This window comes from Pseudomonas sp. MYb327 (assembly GCF_040438925.1).
In the GTDB taxonomy this organism is placed as follows: domain Bacteria; phylum Pseudomonadota; class Gammaproteobacteria; order Pseudomonadales; family Pseudomonadaceae; genus Aquipseudomonas.
The window spans coordinates 3,879,150-3,893,522 of sequence record NZ_CP159258.1; the positions used below are offsets into that span (position 1 = coordinate 3,879,150).

Consider the following 14,373-nt stretch of genomic DNA (forward strand, 5'->3'; position numbering starts at 1 on the left):
ACCCATCAGGTTGCTGATTTATGTTCGAAAACCTCCTGCAACATCTGGGGCTCTCAGCCTTCAGCCTCAAGGGCTTCGGTCCTTTGCTGATGGAAGGCACCTGGATGACCATCAAATTATCGGCGATGTCGCTGCTGGTGGCCGTATTGCTCGGCCTGCTCGGCGCCAGCGCCAAACTGTCAAAAGTCAAACTGCTGCGCCTGGTTGCCCAGTGCTACACCACGCTGATTCGCGGGGTGCCGGACCTGGTGCTGATGCTGCTGATCTTCTACAGCCTGCAAACCTGGCTGACGTCGCTCACCGACTACATGGAATGGGAATACATCGAGATCAACCCGTTCAGTGCCGGGGTACTGACCCTGGGCTTCATTTACGGCGCGTACTTCACCGAAACCTTCCGCGGCGCGATCCTTGCCGTGCCTCGCGGTCAGGTCGAAGCGGCCACCGCTTACGGCCTCAGCCGCGGCCAGCGTTTTCGCATCGTGGTGTTTCCGCAGATGATGCGCTACGCCCTGCCGGGTATCGGCAACAACTGGATGGTGATGCTCAAGGCCACTGCGCTGGTGTCGATCATTGGTCTCGCCGATCTGGTCAAGGCTGCCCAGGATGCGGGTAAAAGCAGCTATCAGCTGTTCTACTTCCTGGTTCTCGCGGCACTGATCTATCTGCTGATCACCAGTGCCTCCAACTTCATTCTGCGCTGGCTCGAACGCCGCTACGCCGCAGGGACCCGGGAGGCCGTGCGATGATCGAACTCCTGCAGGAATACTGGAAAGCCTTCCTCTACACCGACGGCCAGAACATCACCGGTCTGGCCATGACCATGTGGTTGCTCAGCGCGTCGATTTTCATCGGTTTCATCGTATCGATCCCGCTATCCATCGCCCAGGTTTCGCCGCACTTCTACATTCGCTGGCCGGTGCAGTTCTACACCTATCTGTTCCGTGGCACGCCGCTCTACATCCAGCTGCTGATTTGCTACACCGGGATCTACAGCCTGGCCGCCGTACGCGCGCAACCGTTGCTCGACAGCTTCTTCCGCGATGCGATGAACTGCACCATCCTCGCCTTCGCCCTGAACACCTGCGCCTACACCACGGAGATTTTCGCCGGGGCGATTCGCAGCATGAACCACGGCGAAGTCGAAGCGGCCAAGGCTTACGGCCTGACCGGCTGGAAGCTGTATGCCTACGTGATCATGCCTTCGGCCCTGCGCCGTTCGTTGCCGTATTACAGCAACGAAGTGATCCTGATGCTGCACTCGACCACCGTGGCGTTCACCGCGACCATCCCGGACATCCTGAAAGTCGCTCGGGACGCCAACTCGGCGACCTTCCTGACCTTCCAGTCGTTCGGCATTGCCGCGCTGATCTACCTGACCGTCACCTTTGCGCTGGTCGGCCTGTTCCGCCTCGCCGAACGTCGATGGCTGGCCTTCCTCGGGCCGACCCACTAGGACCCGCTTCGGGATATAAGAAAAATGCGCCACCAGATTCATGACCTGCTCGCCCCACTGCCGGGGACCGCACGACAGATCCACAGTTTTCATTACGGGCCGACCTCGGCCCAAGGCAAAATCTACATCCAGTCGTCCCTGCACGCCGATGAAATACCCGGCATGCTGGTGGCCTGGCATCTCAAGCAGCGCCTGGCGGAGCTGGAAGCCGCCGGTCGCCTGCGCAGCGAAATCGTGCTGGTGCCGGTGGCCAACCCGGTCGGCCTGGAACAAGTGCTGATGGATGTACCGCTGGGCCGTTACGAACTGGAAAGCGGGCAAAATTTCAACCGCTGGTTCGTCGATTTGAGCGAAGAGGTCGGCAACGAAATCGAAGGCCAACTCACCAGAGACTCGCAGCGTAACCTCGAACTGATCCGCAACAGCCTGCGCAGTGCACTGGCTCGGCAGACCGCCAGCACCCAGCTGCAATCCCAGCGCCTGACCCTGCAACGGCTGGCTTGCGATGCCGACATGGTGCTGGACCTGCATTGCGATTTCGAAGCCGTCGCGCACCTGTACACCACGCCCGAGGCCTGGCCGCAGGTCGAGCCGCTGGCCCGTTACATCGGTGCCGAAGCCAGCCTGCTGGCCACCGATTCCGGCGGCCAGTCGTTCGACGAATGCTTCACCCTGCTCTGGTGGCAATTGAAAGAACGCTTCGGCGAGCAATTCGACATTCCGCCGGGCAGTTTCTCGGTCACTGTCGAACTGCGTGGCCAGGGCGACGTCAATCACCCATTGGCCAGTCTCGACAGCCAGGCGCTGATTGATTACCTGATTCACTTCGGTGCAATCGCCGGTGAACCGGCGCCACTGCCCAAGTTGCCCTACCCCGCCACACCGCTGGCGGGTGTCGAGCCGGTGGCAACGCCTGTCGGCGGGCTGCTGGTGTTCACCGCGCTCCCGGGGGAATACCTGGAAGCCGGGCAGCTTATCGCCGAAATCATTGATCCGATCTCAGACCGTGTCACGCCTGTCCATTGCACCGCCGCCGGGTTGATGTACGCCCGTTCGCTGCGCCGCATGGCCACGGCCGGCATGGTGATCGCCCACGTCGCGGGCGCCGAAGCCTATCGCAGCGGCTACCTACTTTCGCCTTGAGGATGCATGCTCCATGTACAAACTGACCATTGAAGGCCTGCATAAAAGCTATGGCGATCATGAGGTGCTCAAAGGCGTTTCGCTCAAGGCCAACACCGGCGACGTCATCAGCCTGATCGGCGCCAGCGGCTCGGGCAAAAGTACCTTCCTGCGTTGCATCAACTTTCTCGAACAACCCAACGACGGGGCAATGAGCCTCGACGGCCAGGCGATCCGCATGGTCAAGGATCGCCACGGCATGCACGTGGCCGACCCCGATGAACTGCAACGCATCCGCACCCGACTGGCCATGGTGTTCCAGCACTTCAACCTGTGGAGCCACATGACCGTGCTGGAAAACATCACCATGGCTCCGCGCCGGGTGCTGGGTTGCAGCAAGCAGGAAGCCGAAGACCGCGCCCGACGCTACCTCGACAAGGTCGGCCTGCCGGCGCGAGTCGCCGATCAGTACCCGGCGTTCCTCTCCGGCGGCCAGCAACAGCGCGTAGCCATTGCCCGTGCCCTCGCCATGGAACCGGAAGTCATGTTGTTCGACGAACCGACCTCGGCGCTGGACCCGGAGCTGGTCGGGGAAGTACTTCGTGTGATTCAGGGCCTGGCCGAAGAAGGCCGGACCATGATCATGGTGACCCACGAAATGAGCTTTGCCCGCAAGGTATCGAGCCAGGTGCTGTTTCTGCACCAGGGCCTGGTTGAGGAAGAAGGCGCGCCGGAAGACGTGCTGGGCAATCCGAAGAGCGAGCGGTTGAGGCAGTTCCTCAGCGGCAACCTCAAGTAACCTCGCCCTGTAGGAGCTGCCGCAGGCTGCGATATTTTGATTTCGCTTCTACAAATCAAGATCAAAAGATCGCAGCCTGCGGCAACTCCTAAAGGACCGCGTTAAACCTTTGGTAGTGCGTCGTGGTCACTGGAAGAACACTTCCAGAGCGCACAACGCCGGCATGGGAACAACCACCGACTTCGCCAAACGCTGGTTCGCTACTCGCGACTGGAAGCCATTCACCTTTCAGCAACAGGTGTGGTCGGCGGTCAAACAAGGGCAGTCCGGGCTGTTGCACGCCAGCACCGGCGCCGGCAAAACTTACGCAGTCTGGTTCGGCGCACTCAATCGCTTCGCCCACTCTTCACCTGCGGTGCAAACACCCCGTAAACGCAAAGCCGTGGCCGAACCCTTGACCGTGTTGTGGATAACCCCAATGCGCGCCTTGGCCGCCGACACCGCCCGCGCACTGGAAGCGCCGCTGCACGACTTGCAAATTCCGTGGAGCATCGGCCTGCGTACCGGCGACACCAGCAGCAGCGAACGCGCTCGCCAGAGCCGGCGTCTGCCGACCACGCTTATCACTACGCCGGAAAGCCTGACCCTGATGCTCGCCCGTGCCGACGCACAAACCGCACTCGCGACCTTGCGCATGGTAGTGGTTGATGAATGGCATGAACTACTCGGCAACAAACGTGGTGTGCAATTGCAACTGGCCCTCGCTCGCTTGCGCCGCTGGCATCCCGAACTGATCGTCTGGGGCGTTTCCGCGACGCTGGGTAATCAATCTCACGCCGAGCGGGTACTCATCCCACAAGGTGGCGGCATCAGTGTTCAGGTGCAAATCACCAAAGAGCTACGGGTCGATACGCTGCTTCCGCCCACCATCGAACGTTTTCCCTGGGCCGGGCACATCGGCCTGAAGATGTTGCCGCAGGTCGTCCTGGAGATTGAGTCCAGCGCCAGCAGCCTGGTGTTCACCAACACCCGCGCGCAATCGGAAATCTGGTATCAGGCCCTGCTCGAGGCCCGTCCGGACTGGGCCGGGTTGATCGCGCTGCATCACAGTTCGTTGTCCCGCGACACCCGTGACTGGGTCGAACGCGCGCTCAAGGAAGGCCAACTCAAAGCGGTGGTCTGCACCTCCAGCCTGGACCTGGGCGTGGACTTCCTGCCAGTGGAACGGGTGCTGCAAATCGGCTCGGCCAAAGGCGTAGCGCGGCTGATGCAACGCGCGGGCCGCTCCGGTCATGCACCGGGGCGTGTGTCACGAGTGACACTGGTGCCGACCCACAGCCTTGAATTGATCGAAGCCGCAGCGGCACAGGACGCGGTGGCGCAACGTCGCATCGAACCCCGGGAGTCTCCCCACAAGCCACTCGATGTGCTGGTGCAACACGTGGTCAGCATGGCGCTGGGTGGTGGATTTCAGCCTGATGAACTGTACGAAGAAGTGCGCGGAGCCTGGGCCTATCGCGACCTTGGCCCGGCGGAATGGGTTTGGGCGCTGGCTTTCGTACGCCACGGTGGGCTTTCTCTGACTGCCTATCCGGATTATCGGCGTGTCGAACCCGATGAAACCGGCGTGTGGCGCGTACCGGATGCGCGCCTGGCCCGTCGGCATCGCATGAGCATCGGCACCATCGTCAGCGACGCGAGCATCCAGTTGAAGTTCTGGAGCAAGGGCGGTGGCGGCAAACAACTGGGCAGCGTCGAAGAAGGCTTTATCGCGCGCCTCAAACCGGGTGATGGCTTCCTGTTCGCCGGCCGCTTGCTGGAATTGGTACGGGTGGAAAACATGACCGCCTACGTAAAGCGCAGCACCGTGAAAAAAGCTGCGGTACCACGCTGGAATGGCGGGCGCATGCCACTGTCCAGCGAGCTGGCCAATGCCGTGGTCGCGCGGTTCAGTGCGGCGGCCCGAGGCCAGTTCATGGGGCCGGAAATGCAGGCGTTGCGGCCGCTGCTGGAGCTGCAGCAAAAGTGGTCGGGCCTGCCAACCGAAAACAGTCTGCTGGCCGAAACGCTGAAATCCCGCGAAGGCTGGCACCTCTTCCTCTATCCCTTTGCCGGACGTCAGGTGCATCTGGGGCTGGCGAGCTTGCTGGCGTGGCGAGTCAGCCAGCGGCAGTCGGTGACCTTCTCGATCGCAGTCAATGATTACGGGCTGGAGTTGCTGAGCGCGACGCCTGTGGATTGGCACGTGCAGTTGAACGCGGACCTGTTTAATCAGGATCAGTTGTTGGTTGATGTGCTCGCCAGCCTGAACGCAGGGGAACTGGCCCTACGCCGCTTTCGGGAGATCGCGCGAATTGCCGGACTGGTTTTCGCCGGATACCCGGGCGCACCGAAAAGCACGCGTCAGGTTCAGGCCTCGAGTGGTCTGTTTTTTGAAGTATTCAAACAGTACGACGCCAGGAATTTGCTGTTGGCTCAGGCTGGGGAAGAAGTCCTACGTGAAGAATTAGATATTCGTCGCCTGGAGCAGACACTTGAGCGGATCAATCGCTTGCAACTCGATCTGCATACGATCAAGCGCCCTACGCCACTCGGGTTTCCCTTGCTGGTGGAACGCATGCGCGAAAGCATGAGTTCGGAAAAACTCGCGGATCGAATCAGGCGGATGGTGGGCGATCTGGAGAAAACGGCAGAACGGGTTAAAGCCAGATGAGTACGTCCTATCCCGTAAGACTGGCCGGAGAAGAGCTCTGGTTGTTGCCGGAGAAAGCCATTTACTGGCCGTCACAACAAGCGCTGTTGGTCGCCGACGTGCACTTCGGCAAGGCAGCCGCGTATCGCAGCCTGGGCCAGCCGGTCCCCCAAGGTACGACTGCTGAAAATATCGCCGTACTGGACGCAATACTGGAGGGGCTGCCCTGTCGGCAGCTGATATTCCTTGGCGACTTTCTCCACGGGCCCGGTTCCCATGCTATTGCCACACTGAAGTCGCTGGCCGAATGGCGAACGCGGCACAGTGAGTTGCCGATGACCCTGATCCGCGGCAACCATGACAAGCGCGCCGGCGACCCGCCTGATTCGCTGAACATTCGCGTCGTGACGGAACCATTGCTATTCGGGCCCTTCGCCCTGCAACACGAACCCGGCCCGTATCCGAATCGGCATGTACTGGCCGGTCATGTGCATCCGGTCTATAGGCTGAACGGTCGAGGCCGGCAAAGTTTGCGACTGCCGTGCTTCAGACTCGGGGAAGACGTGAGTCTGCTACCCGCCTTCGGCGCATTTACTGGGGGTTATCAAGTCCGTCGAGACGATGACTGTAGGATCTTTGTCATCGGTGACAACGAAATATGGCCAGTCAGCTGAAGTCTTCAAGGACGTCAGCTGACTGACCATTCAATTTCTACGCTGGAATCAGGCCACAGGTGCAGGCGGCGGCTCATCCGGCAGTGTGGGCTCACCGGGTTCGGTAGGTTGTTCGTTGGGAGTATCGGGATCAGGTTGACCGGGGATGCCCCCTGCCATGCTGATCGGCGGGTGTGCCAACAAGGACCAGGCCAGGACGCCAACCTGATTGGGCTCGAGCCTTGCCAGTTCGGCACTTATTCGCGGGTCGATCTTCATAAAGCACTCCTGAGCGATGGCCCGATCCGCCTTGCGCGAATCGGAGCAGTACACTCCATAGAGTGTACGCTCGCTCAAGAATTCCCCCGTTTCGTCAGACGGCTGACTCAGGTCCGCGGCAGAGTCACTCCACGTTGACCCTGATACTTGCCGCCACGGTCCTTGTAGGAGACTTCACACTCTTCGTCGGACTCGAGGAACAGCATCTGCGCCACGCCTTCGTTGGCGTAGATTTTCGCCGGCAAATTGGTGGTGTTGGAGAATTCCAGGGTCACGTGACCTTCCCACTCCGGCTCGAGCGGCGTCACGTTGACGATAATACCGCAGCGTGCGTAGGTGCTTTTACCCAGGCAAATGGTCAACACGTTACGCGGGATGCGGAAATATTCGACGGTGCTGGCCAGCGCGAAGGAATTCGGCGGAATGATGCACACGTCGCTGTGGATGTCGACGAAACTCCCGGCATCGAAATTCTTCGGGTCGACGATTGCCGAATTGATGTTGGTGAACACCTTGAAATGATTGGTGCAACGCACATCGTAGCCGTAGCTCGACACACCGTAGGAGATCACACGGCTGTCATCGCTGCCGCGCACCTGGCGCTCGACGAAGGGCTCGATCATGCCGTGTTCCTGCGCCATGCGGCGAATCCACTTGTCCGATTTGATGCTCATGGCGGGTGTCCTGAATAGCGAGGTCGAAAAATTCTGTCCGGCATCTTACCGGGCGCGCCGCCGGGTTCAAAGTCCGCGCTGCAATTCTCGGCGAACAGGCGGGAATTACTGGCGCTGGCGACGAACCGTCACACCGTCGATCCTTAAAATAGAGAAACCTTCGCAAGAACCATTGGCACGTTCCGGAAAAAGGGTTAAGGTGGCGTCACTGTGCTGCTTGTGTCACTGAGAATCTCTACACGATATGTTGAATTTCGATCCAACCATCTACAAGAATTTTTCCTGCTCTTTGCACTCAGTCTCGGCCAGGGTTCTTCCTGAGTCGCAGTTATCTTTGTTCAAGGAGTTACACCATGTCTAATCGCCAAACCGGTACCGTTAAGTGGTTCAACGATGAAAAAGGCTTCGGCTTCATCACTCCACAATCCGGTGACGACCTGTTCGTTCACTTCAAAGCTATCCAATCCGACGGCTTCAAAAGCCTGAAAGAAGGCCAACAGGTTTCTTTCATCGCTACCCGCGGTCAGAAAGGCATGCAAGCTGAAGAAGTTCAAGTTATCTAACTTGTACTTGCTTTAGTAAAAAGCCCCGCTCTCAACAGCGGGGCTTTTTTGTGCCTGCAGGTTTTTCGCGGCACAAAAAGATCGCAGCCTTCGGCAGCTCCTACAGCGGATTGATATACACCTGTAGGAGCTGCCGAAGGCTGCGATCTTTTTGCGTCTTACCAGGTTACGCCAAACCCGGCCGTGTACCGAGTCTTGTCCAGATCAGCATCGTTGGTCCCGTCGATAATGTCTCGCTCAGCCTTGAGGTTAAGCGAAGCCCAGTCCGTCACCTTGTAGCGCAGCCCTATCTCTGAATCCAACGCATATTCGGCCACGCCCGACAACGGCTTGCCGATCTCGCCATTGGTGAAGAACTCCACTTTCTTGCCAATCAGGTAACGGTTGTAGTCCCACTTCATCGCCACGGAATAGAAATTTTCCTTACTGCCATCGGCGAATTCATAATCCGTGCGGTTGACCAGCGAACCGAGTGAGAACGCACCCAGTTCATCATCCCAGAATTGATAACCAGGGCCGGTACCGACCGTACGCTGACGAGAAAGGTCTTCGACCTTGTCGCGCTTGTAGACGAGACGTCCTTGCCAGAACCATTTCTCTGTCAGGAAGCGGTCGAGGGAATACTCAGCCCGCCAGTTATCAGTAGTGACCACGTCATCCTGGAATTCGCGGTTGTACTCGCCCTCTGCAATGTGTCGCCACCGGCCATGACGCGCCGTGGTCTTGAAGTCGATGTCGTAATCGTCGGTGTCTTTGTCAGCGCGCTGATAATCCAACGCCGCATCGATATTGCCTTTCCACACCAGATCCTCGACCACCGGCTTGGGCTTGAGGATCTGTTGAACACTCGCCAGTTCTACAGTCTTGGGCGCTTCACCGTTTTCCAGGGTGACCTTGCCATCCTCTGCCGCGTGGAGCGACTTGGCCTTCTCACCTGTGTAGGCGTCCTGCTTGACCAACAACTCCTGATCACTTTCCAGGGTCTTGACCTGTTTCCAGTCGATCGGCACCGCACCGGCATATTCGGTCTGGACCAGCAACTTGCCACCATCGAACAGGATGATCTTGCCACTCAGCTTGTCACCGTTCTTTAACCAGACGGTATCTGCGAGCAAGGGAGTGGAGGCACTGATGACAGCGAGGCACAGCAAAGTTCTGGACAACATAAGCAAATACAGGCTCAGGTTCGCGAAAAAAAGTCGGCATTATTCGTAGGAATAAGACCCTAGCAAGGACTGACACGACTATTTCTATTGAGTTCATTTCTCAACTGGCGATCCAGGATTTACTCTACAAGCGGGAACGCGAATTTCATCAGGAAGCCAGGACGTGACTGCCCCAACCACCGAACCCCACAGCGCCGCACAAATCCGACGCACGGCGCTCTACTCGACTCTCGCGCAAGTGCCCGAGGGCAAAGTGGTCAGTTATGGTCAATTGGCCGAGTTGGCCGGGCTGGGACGTGCCGCCCGCTGGGTCGGACGCACCCTGAGTCAATTGCCCCCTGACAGCAAATTACCCTGGCACCGGGTACTCGGTGCTGGCGGTCGTATCAGCTTGCCCGTGGGCAGCGCATCCGGCGACGAACAACGCTCGCGTTTACGCATGGAGGGCATCAGTATCCTGAATAATCGTGTTGATATTCAGCGCCATGGCTGGCGCCCGGTAGAGCACAGCGGTTAGAGTGCGCGCTTTGTTTCCGTATTTCTTGAGGCAGACTCCAGCCCATGCCCCGTAAAACCTGGCGCGCCGCGCTCGCCGCTTATGCCAGCCCTTCGACGCTTGTACTGTTGCTGCTTGGTTTCGCCGCCGGCTTGCCCTACATGCTGGTGTTCTCGACACTCTCAGTCTGGCTGCGTGAAGCCGGCGTGGCTCGCGAAACGATTGGATACGCTAGCCTGATCGGTCTGGCTTACGCCTTCAAATGGGTCTGGTCACCGCTTCTCGACCAATGGCGCCTGCCGTTGCTCGGCAAGCTTGGTCGACGACGGTCCTGGCTGGTCCTGTCTCAGGCTTTGGTAATCCTCGGCCTGATTGGCATGGGTTTCTGTGACCCGCAAAAGCATTTGTCCTGGCTTATCGCTATCGCGGTCGTCGTCGCATTCGCCTCGGCGACGCAAGACATTGCGGTAGACGCCTATCGCCTGGAGATTGCCGAAGACAGTCGCCAGGCCGCCCTGGCCGCCAGTTACATGTCCGGCTATCGGATCGCGGCCCTGCTGGCGACGGCCGGGGCGCTGTTCTTCGCCGAAGGCTTCGGCTCCACCGGTTTCAACTACCAGCATTCAGCCTGGGCCGGCACCTACCTGCTCTTCGGTGTCCTGATGGTCCCGGCGCTACTGACTTCCCTGTTCATGCGCGAACCGCCAGTGCCACTGCGTACGCAACTGCAGGCCGGGCGCTACAGCTTCGCCCATCAATTGGCTTCGGTGTTCGTCCTGATCGTGCTTCTGGTGTCCGTCCCGGCGATGTTCACTCAGCTCTACAACACTGATTTTGCCAGCGTGTTGTTCGAGGGCGTGAGCCTGCTCGACCTGCTGCTCCAGGACCGTGCGTTCCTGCGGGCAATTCTCTACACCACCCTCACCGCCCTGTGCCTTTCGGCCATGGGTCGCCGCGGCCTGGCACCGGTGCTTACACCGGTCAACGACTTCATCCTGCGTTACCGCTGGCAAGCGCTGCTGTTGCTCGGGCTGATCGCCACCTATCGGATGTCCGATACCGTCATGGGTGTGATGGCCAACGTGTTCTACATCGACATGGGTTTCACCAAGGATCAGATTGCCAGCGTCAGCAAGATTTTCGGCCTGATCATGACCCTGGTGGGCGCCGGCATGGGCGGCCTGCTGATCGTGCGCTTTGGCATCCTGCCGATCCTGTTCATTGGCGGCGCCGCGTCGGCGGGCACGAATATCCTGTTCCTGATGCTCGCCGACATGGGCGCCAACCTGAACATGCTGATCGTGACCATCTCCCTGGACAACTTCAGCTCGGGCCTGGCGACCTCGGCGTTCGTCGCCTACCTGTCGAGCCTGACCAATCTCAAGTTCTCCGCCACCCAATACGCCCTCCTCAGCTCGATCATGCTCCTGCTGCCACGCCTGATCGGCGGCTACTCCGGGGTCATGGTGGAGAAATTCGGTTACCACAACTTCTTCCTGATCACCGCCCTGCTGGGCGTTCCGACACTGCTGTTGATCGCCCTGCACTGGTTCCAGGAGAACCGCCGCGCAGGTCCGACCCCCACGCCGGAACCGATCCCGACACAGGTTGTGGAAGAGTCGTAGGAATCATCTGTAGGAAACATTGCAGAGGGCGGTGAGATACCTGCCCTCCCGCCACAACGCCGACCGCACGCCTGTACGCCAGCAGATCTCGCCCGTACAATGCTCCGTCATTTCTCGTCATCAGCAATCGATAACGGCCAACCATGCGCACCAGTCAATTTTTGCTCGCCACACAGAAAGAAACGCCTTCCGACGCGGTCGTGATCAGCCATCAGCTGATGCTGCGCGCCGGCATGATCCGCAAACTCGCCTCGGGCCTGTACACCTGGCTGCCGATGGGCTTGCGAGTGATGCGCAAGGTCGAAGCCGTCGTTCGCGAAGAAATGAACGCCGCCGGCTCGCTTGAAGTGTTGATGCCGAGCACTCAACCGGCTGAACTGTGGCAGGAATCCGGTCGCTGGGAAGAGTACGGCCCGGAATTGCTGCGTTTCAAAGATCGCCACGGTCGTGATTTCTGTGCCGGCCCGACCCACGAAGAAGTCATCACCGATCTGATGCGCAACGAGTTGAGCAGCTACAAGCAGCTGCCGATCAACCTGTACCAGATCCAGACCAAATTCCGTGACGAAATCCGCCCACGCTTCGGTTTGATGCGCGGCCGTGAATTCATCATGAAGGACGCCTATTCGTTCCACGCCGACCAGCCTTCGCTGCAGGTCACCTACGACCGCATGCATCAGGCGTATTGCAACGTGTTCACTCGTCTGGGCCTGAAGTTCCGTCCGGTTGAGGCCGACAACGGCTCCATCGGTGGCGCCGGCTCCCACGAATTCCACGTACTGGCCGAATCCGGCGAAGACGATATCGTCTTCAGCAATGGTTCCGACTACGCGGCGAATATCGAGAAAGCCGAGGCCGTGCCACGGGAGACTTCCCGTCCAGCACCGACCGAAGAGCTGCGACTGGTCGACACCCCGAACGCCAAGACCATTGCGCAACTGGTCGAAGGCTTCAACCTGCCGATCGAAAAGACCATCAAGACCCTGATCGTGCGCGCCGAGGAAGAAGGCAAGCTGATTGCCCTGATCATCCGTGGCGACCACGAACTCAACGAAATCAAGGCTGCCAACCAGCCAGGCGTGGCCAGTCCGCTGGTCATGGCCAGCGATGCCGAGCTGCGTGACGCCATTGGCGCCGGCGCCGGCTCCCTGGGCCCGCTGAACCTGCCGCTGCCAATCATCATCGACCGCTCCGTCGAATTGATGAGCGACTTCGGCATCGGTGCCAACATCGACGACAAGCACTACTTCGGCGTGAACTGGGAACGTGATCTGCCGGTTCCGACCGTGGCTGACCTGCGCAACGTGGTTTCCGGCGACCCAAGTCCGGACGGCAAAGGCACCCTGGAAATCAAGCGCGGCATCGAAGTCGGGCACATCTTCCAGCTTGGCAACAAATACAGCAAGGCGATGAAGTGCGAAGTGCTAGGCGAGAACGGCAAGCCGGTCACCCTGGAAATGGGCTGCTACGGCATCGGCGTCTCCCGCGTGGTAGCGGCGGCCATCGAGCAGAACAACGACGAAAAAGGGATCATCTGGAGCGACACCCTGGCGCCATTCCAGATCGCCCTGGTGCCGTTGCGCTACGAGACCGAGCAGGTTCGCGAAGCCACTGACAAGCTGTATGCAGAACTGACTGCTGCCGGCTTCGAAGTGCTTCTGGACGACCGCGACAAGAAAACCAGCCCGGGCATCAAGTTCGCGGACATGGAGCTGATCGGCATTCCTCACCGGATCGTGGTCAGTGACCGCGGCCTCGCCGAAGGCAACCTGGAATACAAGAGCCGTACCGAAGCCGAGCCGCAAGCGCTGCCGGTCGCTGACGTACTGTCTTTCCTGCAGGCCCGTATCCGCCGCTGAAACCAGATAGAGACGTCATGTTCAAGCGAAACACCTTAGGCCTCGGTGGTGCCGCCCTGTGCGGCGCCCTGTTGGTCAGCGGCTGTGCCAATCACATGTCACAACGCAGCGAGCACGAGGAACGTGTCGAGCGCAAACTGCTCGATCATAGCCTGCAGATCGATGTCGGCGAGCCCAAGGTGCTTGAGCTGCCGCAACGGCGGGTGAAAATTCACGAGCAGAAGACTTTCGAAGTCACCGAGTTCGAGGTCACGCGCCATTACGATCGCTACACGCCTTACCAACCCTGGCGGGAGGTCTACGAGATCCCGTTGGGCGCGGTGGCGGTGGTCGGTGGTGTCGGCGCGAACGTGGTCAACGTGTTTGCCCTCGGCAATCTGCCGGATAGCGTGACCAAGGACTGGTTCAGCTACGGTTTCGCCGGGCTCAACCCGTTCATGAACGTTCAGTCCAACGGTCGTGCGCAACAGAACCTGGCGGGTATCGACGAGGTGCAGCTCGATAAGCGCACGGAGTACTCGAGCCTGCCGTGGAGCGAACGTCCGGTCGAGGTCAAGGCCGGCAAGGAAACCTTCGAGCTGAGCACCGACAAGAACGGCGTACTGCGCTTGAATCTGCTGGACAGCCCGTTCGCCGAACATGATCTCAACCACCTGGGCAAGCTGCAGATCAGCGTTGCGGATGCCAAGGGCGACGTGCACAGCGACTCGACCCTGGCGCTGAGCAACAACCTGCGCGGCAAACTGCTCGAAGCACATGGACTCATTTACGACGACCTGGAAGACGATGAAGTGAGCCAGTGGGTGCACCGGGTCAAACGTCTGTCGGATTTGGGTCTGGAAGAAGAAGCCAGCGAGCTGGAACAAAGCCTGATCGAACTGACCCGCAACGATCCTGAACTGCAGACCGAGTTTCTGAAGTCGCTGACCAAGGATGCCGGGCGGTTGGTGGCGGACCCGGGAGCGAATTAAGGCCCGTTAAAAAATCGCAGTCTTCGGCAGCTCCTACATGGATATGCATTCCACTGTAGGAGCTGCCGCAGGCTGCGA

14 protein-coding genes are annotated in these 14,373 nt (G+C 59.5%); 11 read left to right on the forward strand and 3 right to left on the reverse strand.

The genetic code is table 11. From position 1 onward, the window contains the following. Positions 1-20: 20 nt before the first annotated feature. The 6 genes from ABVN21_RS17530 to pdeM all read left to right on the forward strand — a co-directional run bounded on the left by ABVN21_RS17530 (position 21) and on the right by pdeM (position 6,683). Positions 21-749, forward strand: coding sequence for an ABC transporter permease (locus tag ABVN21_RS17530; RefSeq protein WP_339555009.1), 729 nt, complete (start codon positions 21-23; stop codon positions 747-749). Next, positions 746-1,456: an ABC transporter permease gene (locus ABVN21_RS17535; protein WP_339555008.1), complete on the forward strand. Its 711-nt coding sequence runs from the start codon at positions 746-748 to the stop codon at positions 1,454-1,456. Before ABVN21_RS17530 ends, ABVN21_RS17535 begins: the two co-directional genes overlap by 4 nt. 24 nt (positions 1,457-1,480) lie before the next feature. Continuing rightward, positions 1,481-2,599, forward strand: coding sequence for a succinylglutamate desuccinylase/aspartoacylase family protein (locus tag ABVN21_RS17540; RefSeq protein ID WP_339555007.1), 1,119 nt, complete (start codon positions 1,481-1,483; stop codon positions 2,597-2,599). A gap of 13 nt (positions 2,600-2,612) precedes the next feature. After that, entirely contained in the window at positions 2,613-3,377 is a 765-nt protein-coding gene (locus tag ABVN21_RS17545) for an ATP-binding cassette domain-containing protein (protein WP_339555006.1), read from the forward strand. 163 nt (positions 3,378-3,540) lie between these two features. Beyond that, the gene (locus ABVN21_RS17550; RefSeq protein ID WP_339555108.1) at positions 3,541-6,030 is read left to right on the forward strand and encodes a ligase-associated DNA damage response DEXH box helicase; all 2,490 of its coding nucleotides are present in this window, start codon (positions 3,541-3,543) and stop codon (positions 6,028-6,030) included. Continuing rightward, a complete protein-coding gene (gene pdeM / locus ABVN21_RS17555) occupies positions 6,027-6,683 on the forward strand; it encodes a ligase-associated DNA damage response endonuclease PdeM (protein WP_339555005.1) in 657 nt (218 codons plus the stop codon). The genes ABVN21_RS17550 and pdeM overlap by 4 nt, the downstream gene beginning before the upstream one ends. Before the next feature lie 48 nt (positions 6,684-6,731). On the opposite strand, the gene ABVN21_RS17560 is transcribed toward pdeM, so the two are convergent. Beyond that, positions 6,732-6,941 carry a hypothetical protein gene (locus tag ABVN21_RS17560; RefSeq protein WP_017336784.1) on the reverse strand — a complete coding sequence of 70 codons (210 nt, stop codon included), beginning with the start codon at positions 6,939-6,941 and terminating at the stop codon, positions 6,732-6,734. A gap of 107 nt (positions 6,942-7,048) precedes the next feature. Then, entirely contained in the window at positions 7,049-7,615 is a 567-nt protein-coding gene (gene dcd, locus ABVN21_RS17565) for a dCTP deaminase (RefSeq protein ID WP_007904652.1), read from the reverse strand. 353 nt (positions 7,616-7,968) lie between these two features. Here dcd and ABVN21_RS17570 point away from each other — a divergent pair, with 353 nt between their 5' ends. Beyond that, the gene (locus tag ABVN21_RS17570) at positions 7,969-8,178 is read left to right on the forward strand and encodes a cold-shock protein (RefSeq protein WP_002554837.1); all 210 of its coding nucleotides are present in this window, start codon (positions 7,969-7,971) and stop codon (positions 8,176-8,178) included. A gap of 158 nt (positions 8,179-8,336) precedes the next feature. Here the strand turns inward: ABVN21_RS17570 and ABVN21_RS17575 are convergent, their stop codons facing one another. Continuing rightward, positions 8,337-9,344: a DUF481 domain-containing protein gene (locus ABVN21_RS17575; protein WP_339556851.1), complete on the reverse strand. Its 1,008-nt coding sequence runs from the start codon at positions 9,342-9,344 to the stop codon at positions 8,337-8,339. Positions 9,345-9,507: 163 nt separating this feature from the next. Here ABVN21_RS17575 and ABVN21_RS17580 point away from each other — a divergent pair, with 163 nt between their 5' ends. From ABVN21_RS17580 to ABVN21_RS17595, 4 genes are all read left to right on the forward strand, one after another. Further along, positions 9,508-9,861 carry an MGMT family protein gene (locus ABVN21_RS17580; protein ID WP_339556850.1) on the forward strand — a complete coding sequence of 118 codons (354 nt, stop codon included), beginning with the start codon at positions 9,508-9,510 and terminating at the stop codon, positions 9,859-9,861. A 44-nt stretch (positions 9,862-9,905) separates the two neighbouring features. Further along, the gene (locus ABVN21_RS17585; RefSeq protein ID WP_339556849.1) at positions 9,906-11,465 is read left to right on the forward strand and encodes an AmpG family muropeptide MFS transporter; all 1,560 of its coding nucleotides are present in this window, start codon (positions 9,906-9,908) and stop codon (positions 11,463-11,465) included. Positions 11,466-11,608: 143 nt separating this feature from the next. Next, positions 11,609-13,324, forward strand: coding sequence for a proline--tRNA ligase (locus ABVN21_RS17590; RefSeq protein WP_339556848.1), 1,716 nt, complete (start codon positions 11,609-11,611; stop codon positions 13,322-13,324). Between the two features lie 17 nt (positions 13,325-13,341). Continuing rightward, entirely contained in the window at positions 13,342-14,295 is a 954-nt protein-coding gene (locus ABVN21_RS17595) for a hypothetical protein (RefSeq protein ID WP_339556847.1), read from the forward strand. Positions 14,296-14,373: the final 78 nt, after the last annotated feature.

Bases quoted from the DNA above. Each gene is read 5' to 3' on its own strand.
- ABVN21_RS17550 (WP_339555108.1), top strand. From the start codon at position 3,541: ATGGGAACAACCACCGACTTCGCCAAACGCTGGTTCGCTACTCGCGAC.
- ABVN21_RS17570 (WP_002554837.1), top strand. From the start codon at position 7,969: ATGTCTAATCGCCAAACCGGTACCGTTAAGTGGTTCAACGATGAAAAA.
- ABVN21_RS17595 (WP_339556847.1), top strand. From the start codon at position 13,342: ATGTTCAAGCGAAACACCTTAGGCCTCGGTGGTGCCGCCCTGTGCGGC.
- ABVN21_RS17530 (WP_339555009.1), top strand. From the start codon at position 21: ATGTTCGAAAACCTCCTGCAACATCTGGGGCTCTCAGCCTTCAGCCTC.
- ABVN21_RS17540 (WP_339555007.1), top strand. From the start codon at position 1,481: ATGCGCCACCAGATTCATGACCTGCTCGCCCCACTGCCGGGGACCGCA.
- pdeM (WP_339555005.1), top strand. From the start codon at position 6,027: ATGAGTACGTCCTATCCCGTAAGACTGGCCGGAGAAGAGCTCTGGTTG.
- ABVN21_RS17545 (WP_339555006.1), top strand. From the start codon at position 2,613: ATGTACAAACTGACCATTGAAGGCCTGCATAAAAGCTATGGCGATCAT.
- ABVN21_RS17535 (WP_339555008.1), top strand. From the start codon at position 746: ATGATCGAACTCCTGCAGGAATACTGGAAAGCCTTCCTCTACACCGAC.
- ABVN21_RS17560 (WP_017336784.1), bottom strand. From the start codon at position 6,941: ATGAAGATCGACCCGCGAATAAGTGCCGAACTGGCAAGGCTCGAGCCC.
- dcd (WP_007904652.1), bottom strand. From the start codon at position 7,615: ATGAGCATCAAATCGGACAAGTGGATTCGCCGCATGGCGCAGGAACAC.
- ABVN21_RS17575 (WP_339556851.1), bottom strand. From the start codon at position 9,344: ATGTTGTCCAGAACTTTGCTGTGCCTCGCTGTCATCAGTGCCTCCACT.
- ABVN21_RS17585 (WP_339556849.1), top strand. From the start codon at position 9,906: ATGCCCCGTAAAACCTGGCGCGCCGCGCTCGCCGCTTATGCCAGCCCT.
- ABVN21_RS17590 (WP_339556848.1), top strand. From the start codon at position 11,609: ATGCGCACCAGTCAATTTTTGCTCGCCACACAGAAAGAAACGCCTTCC.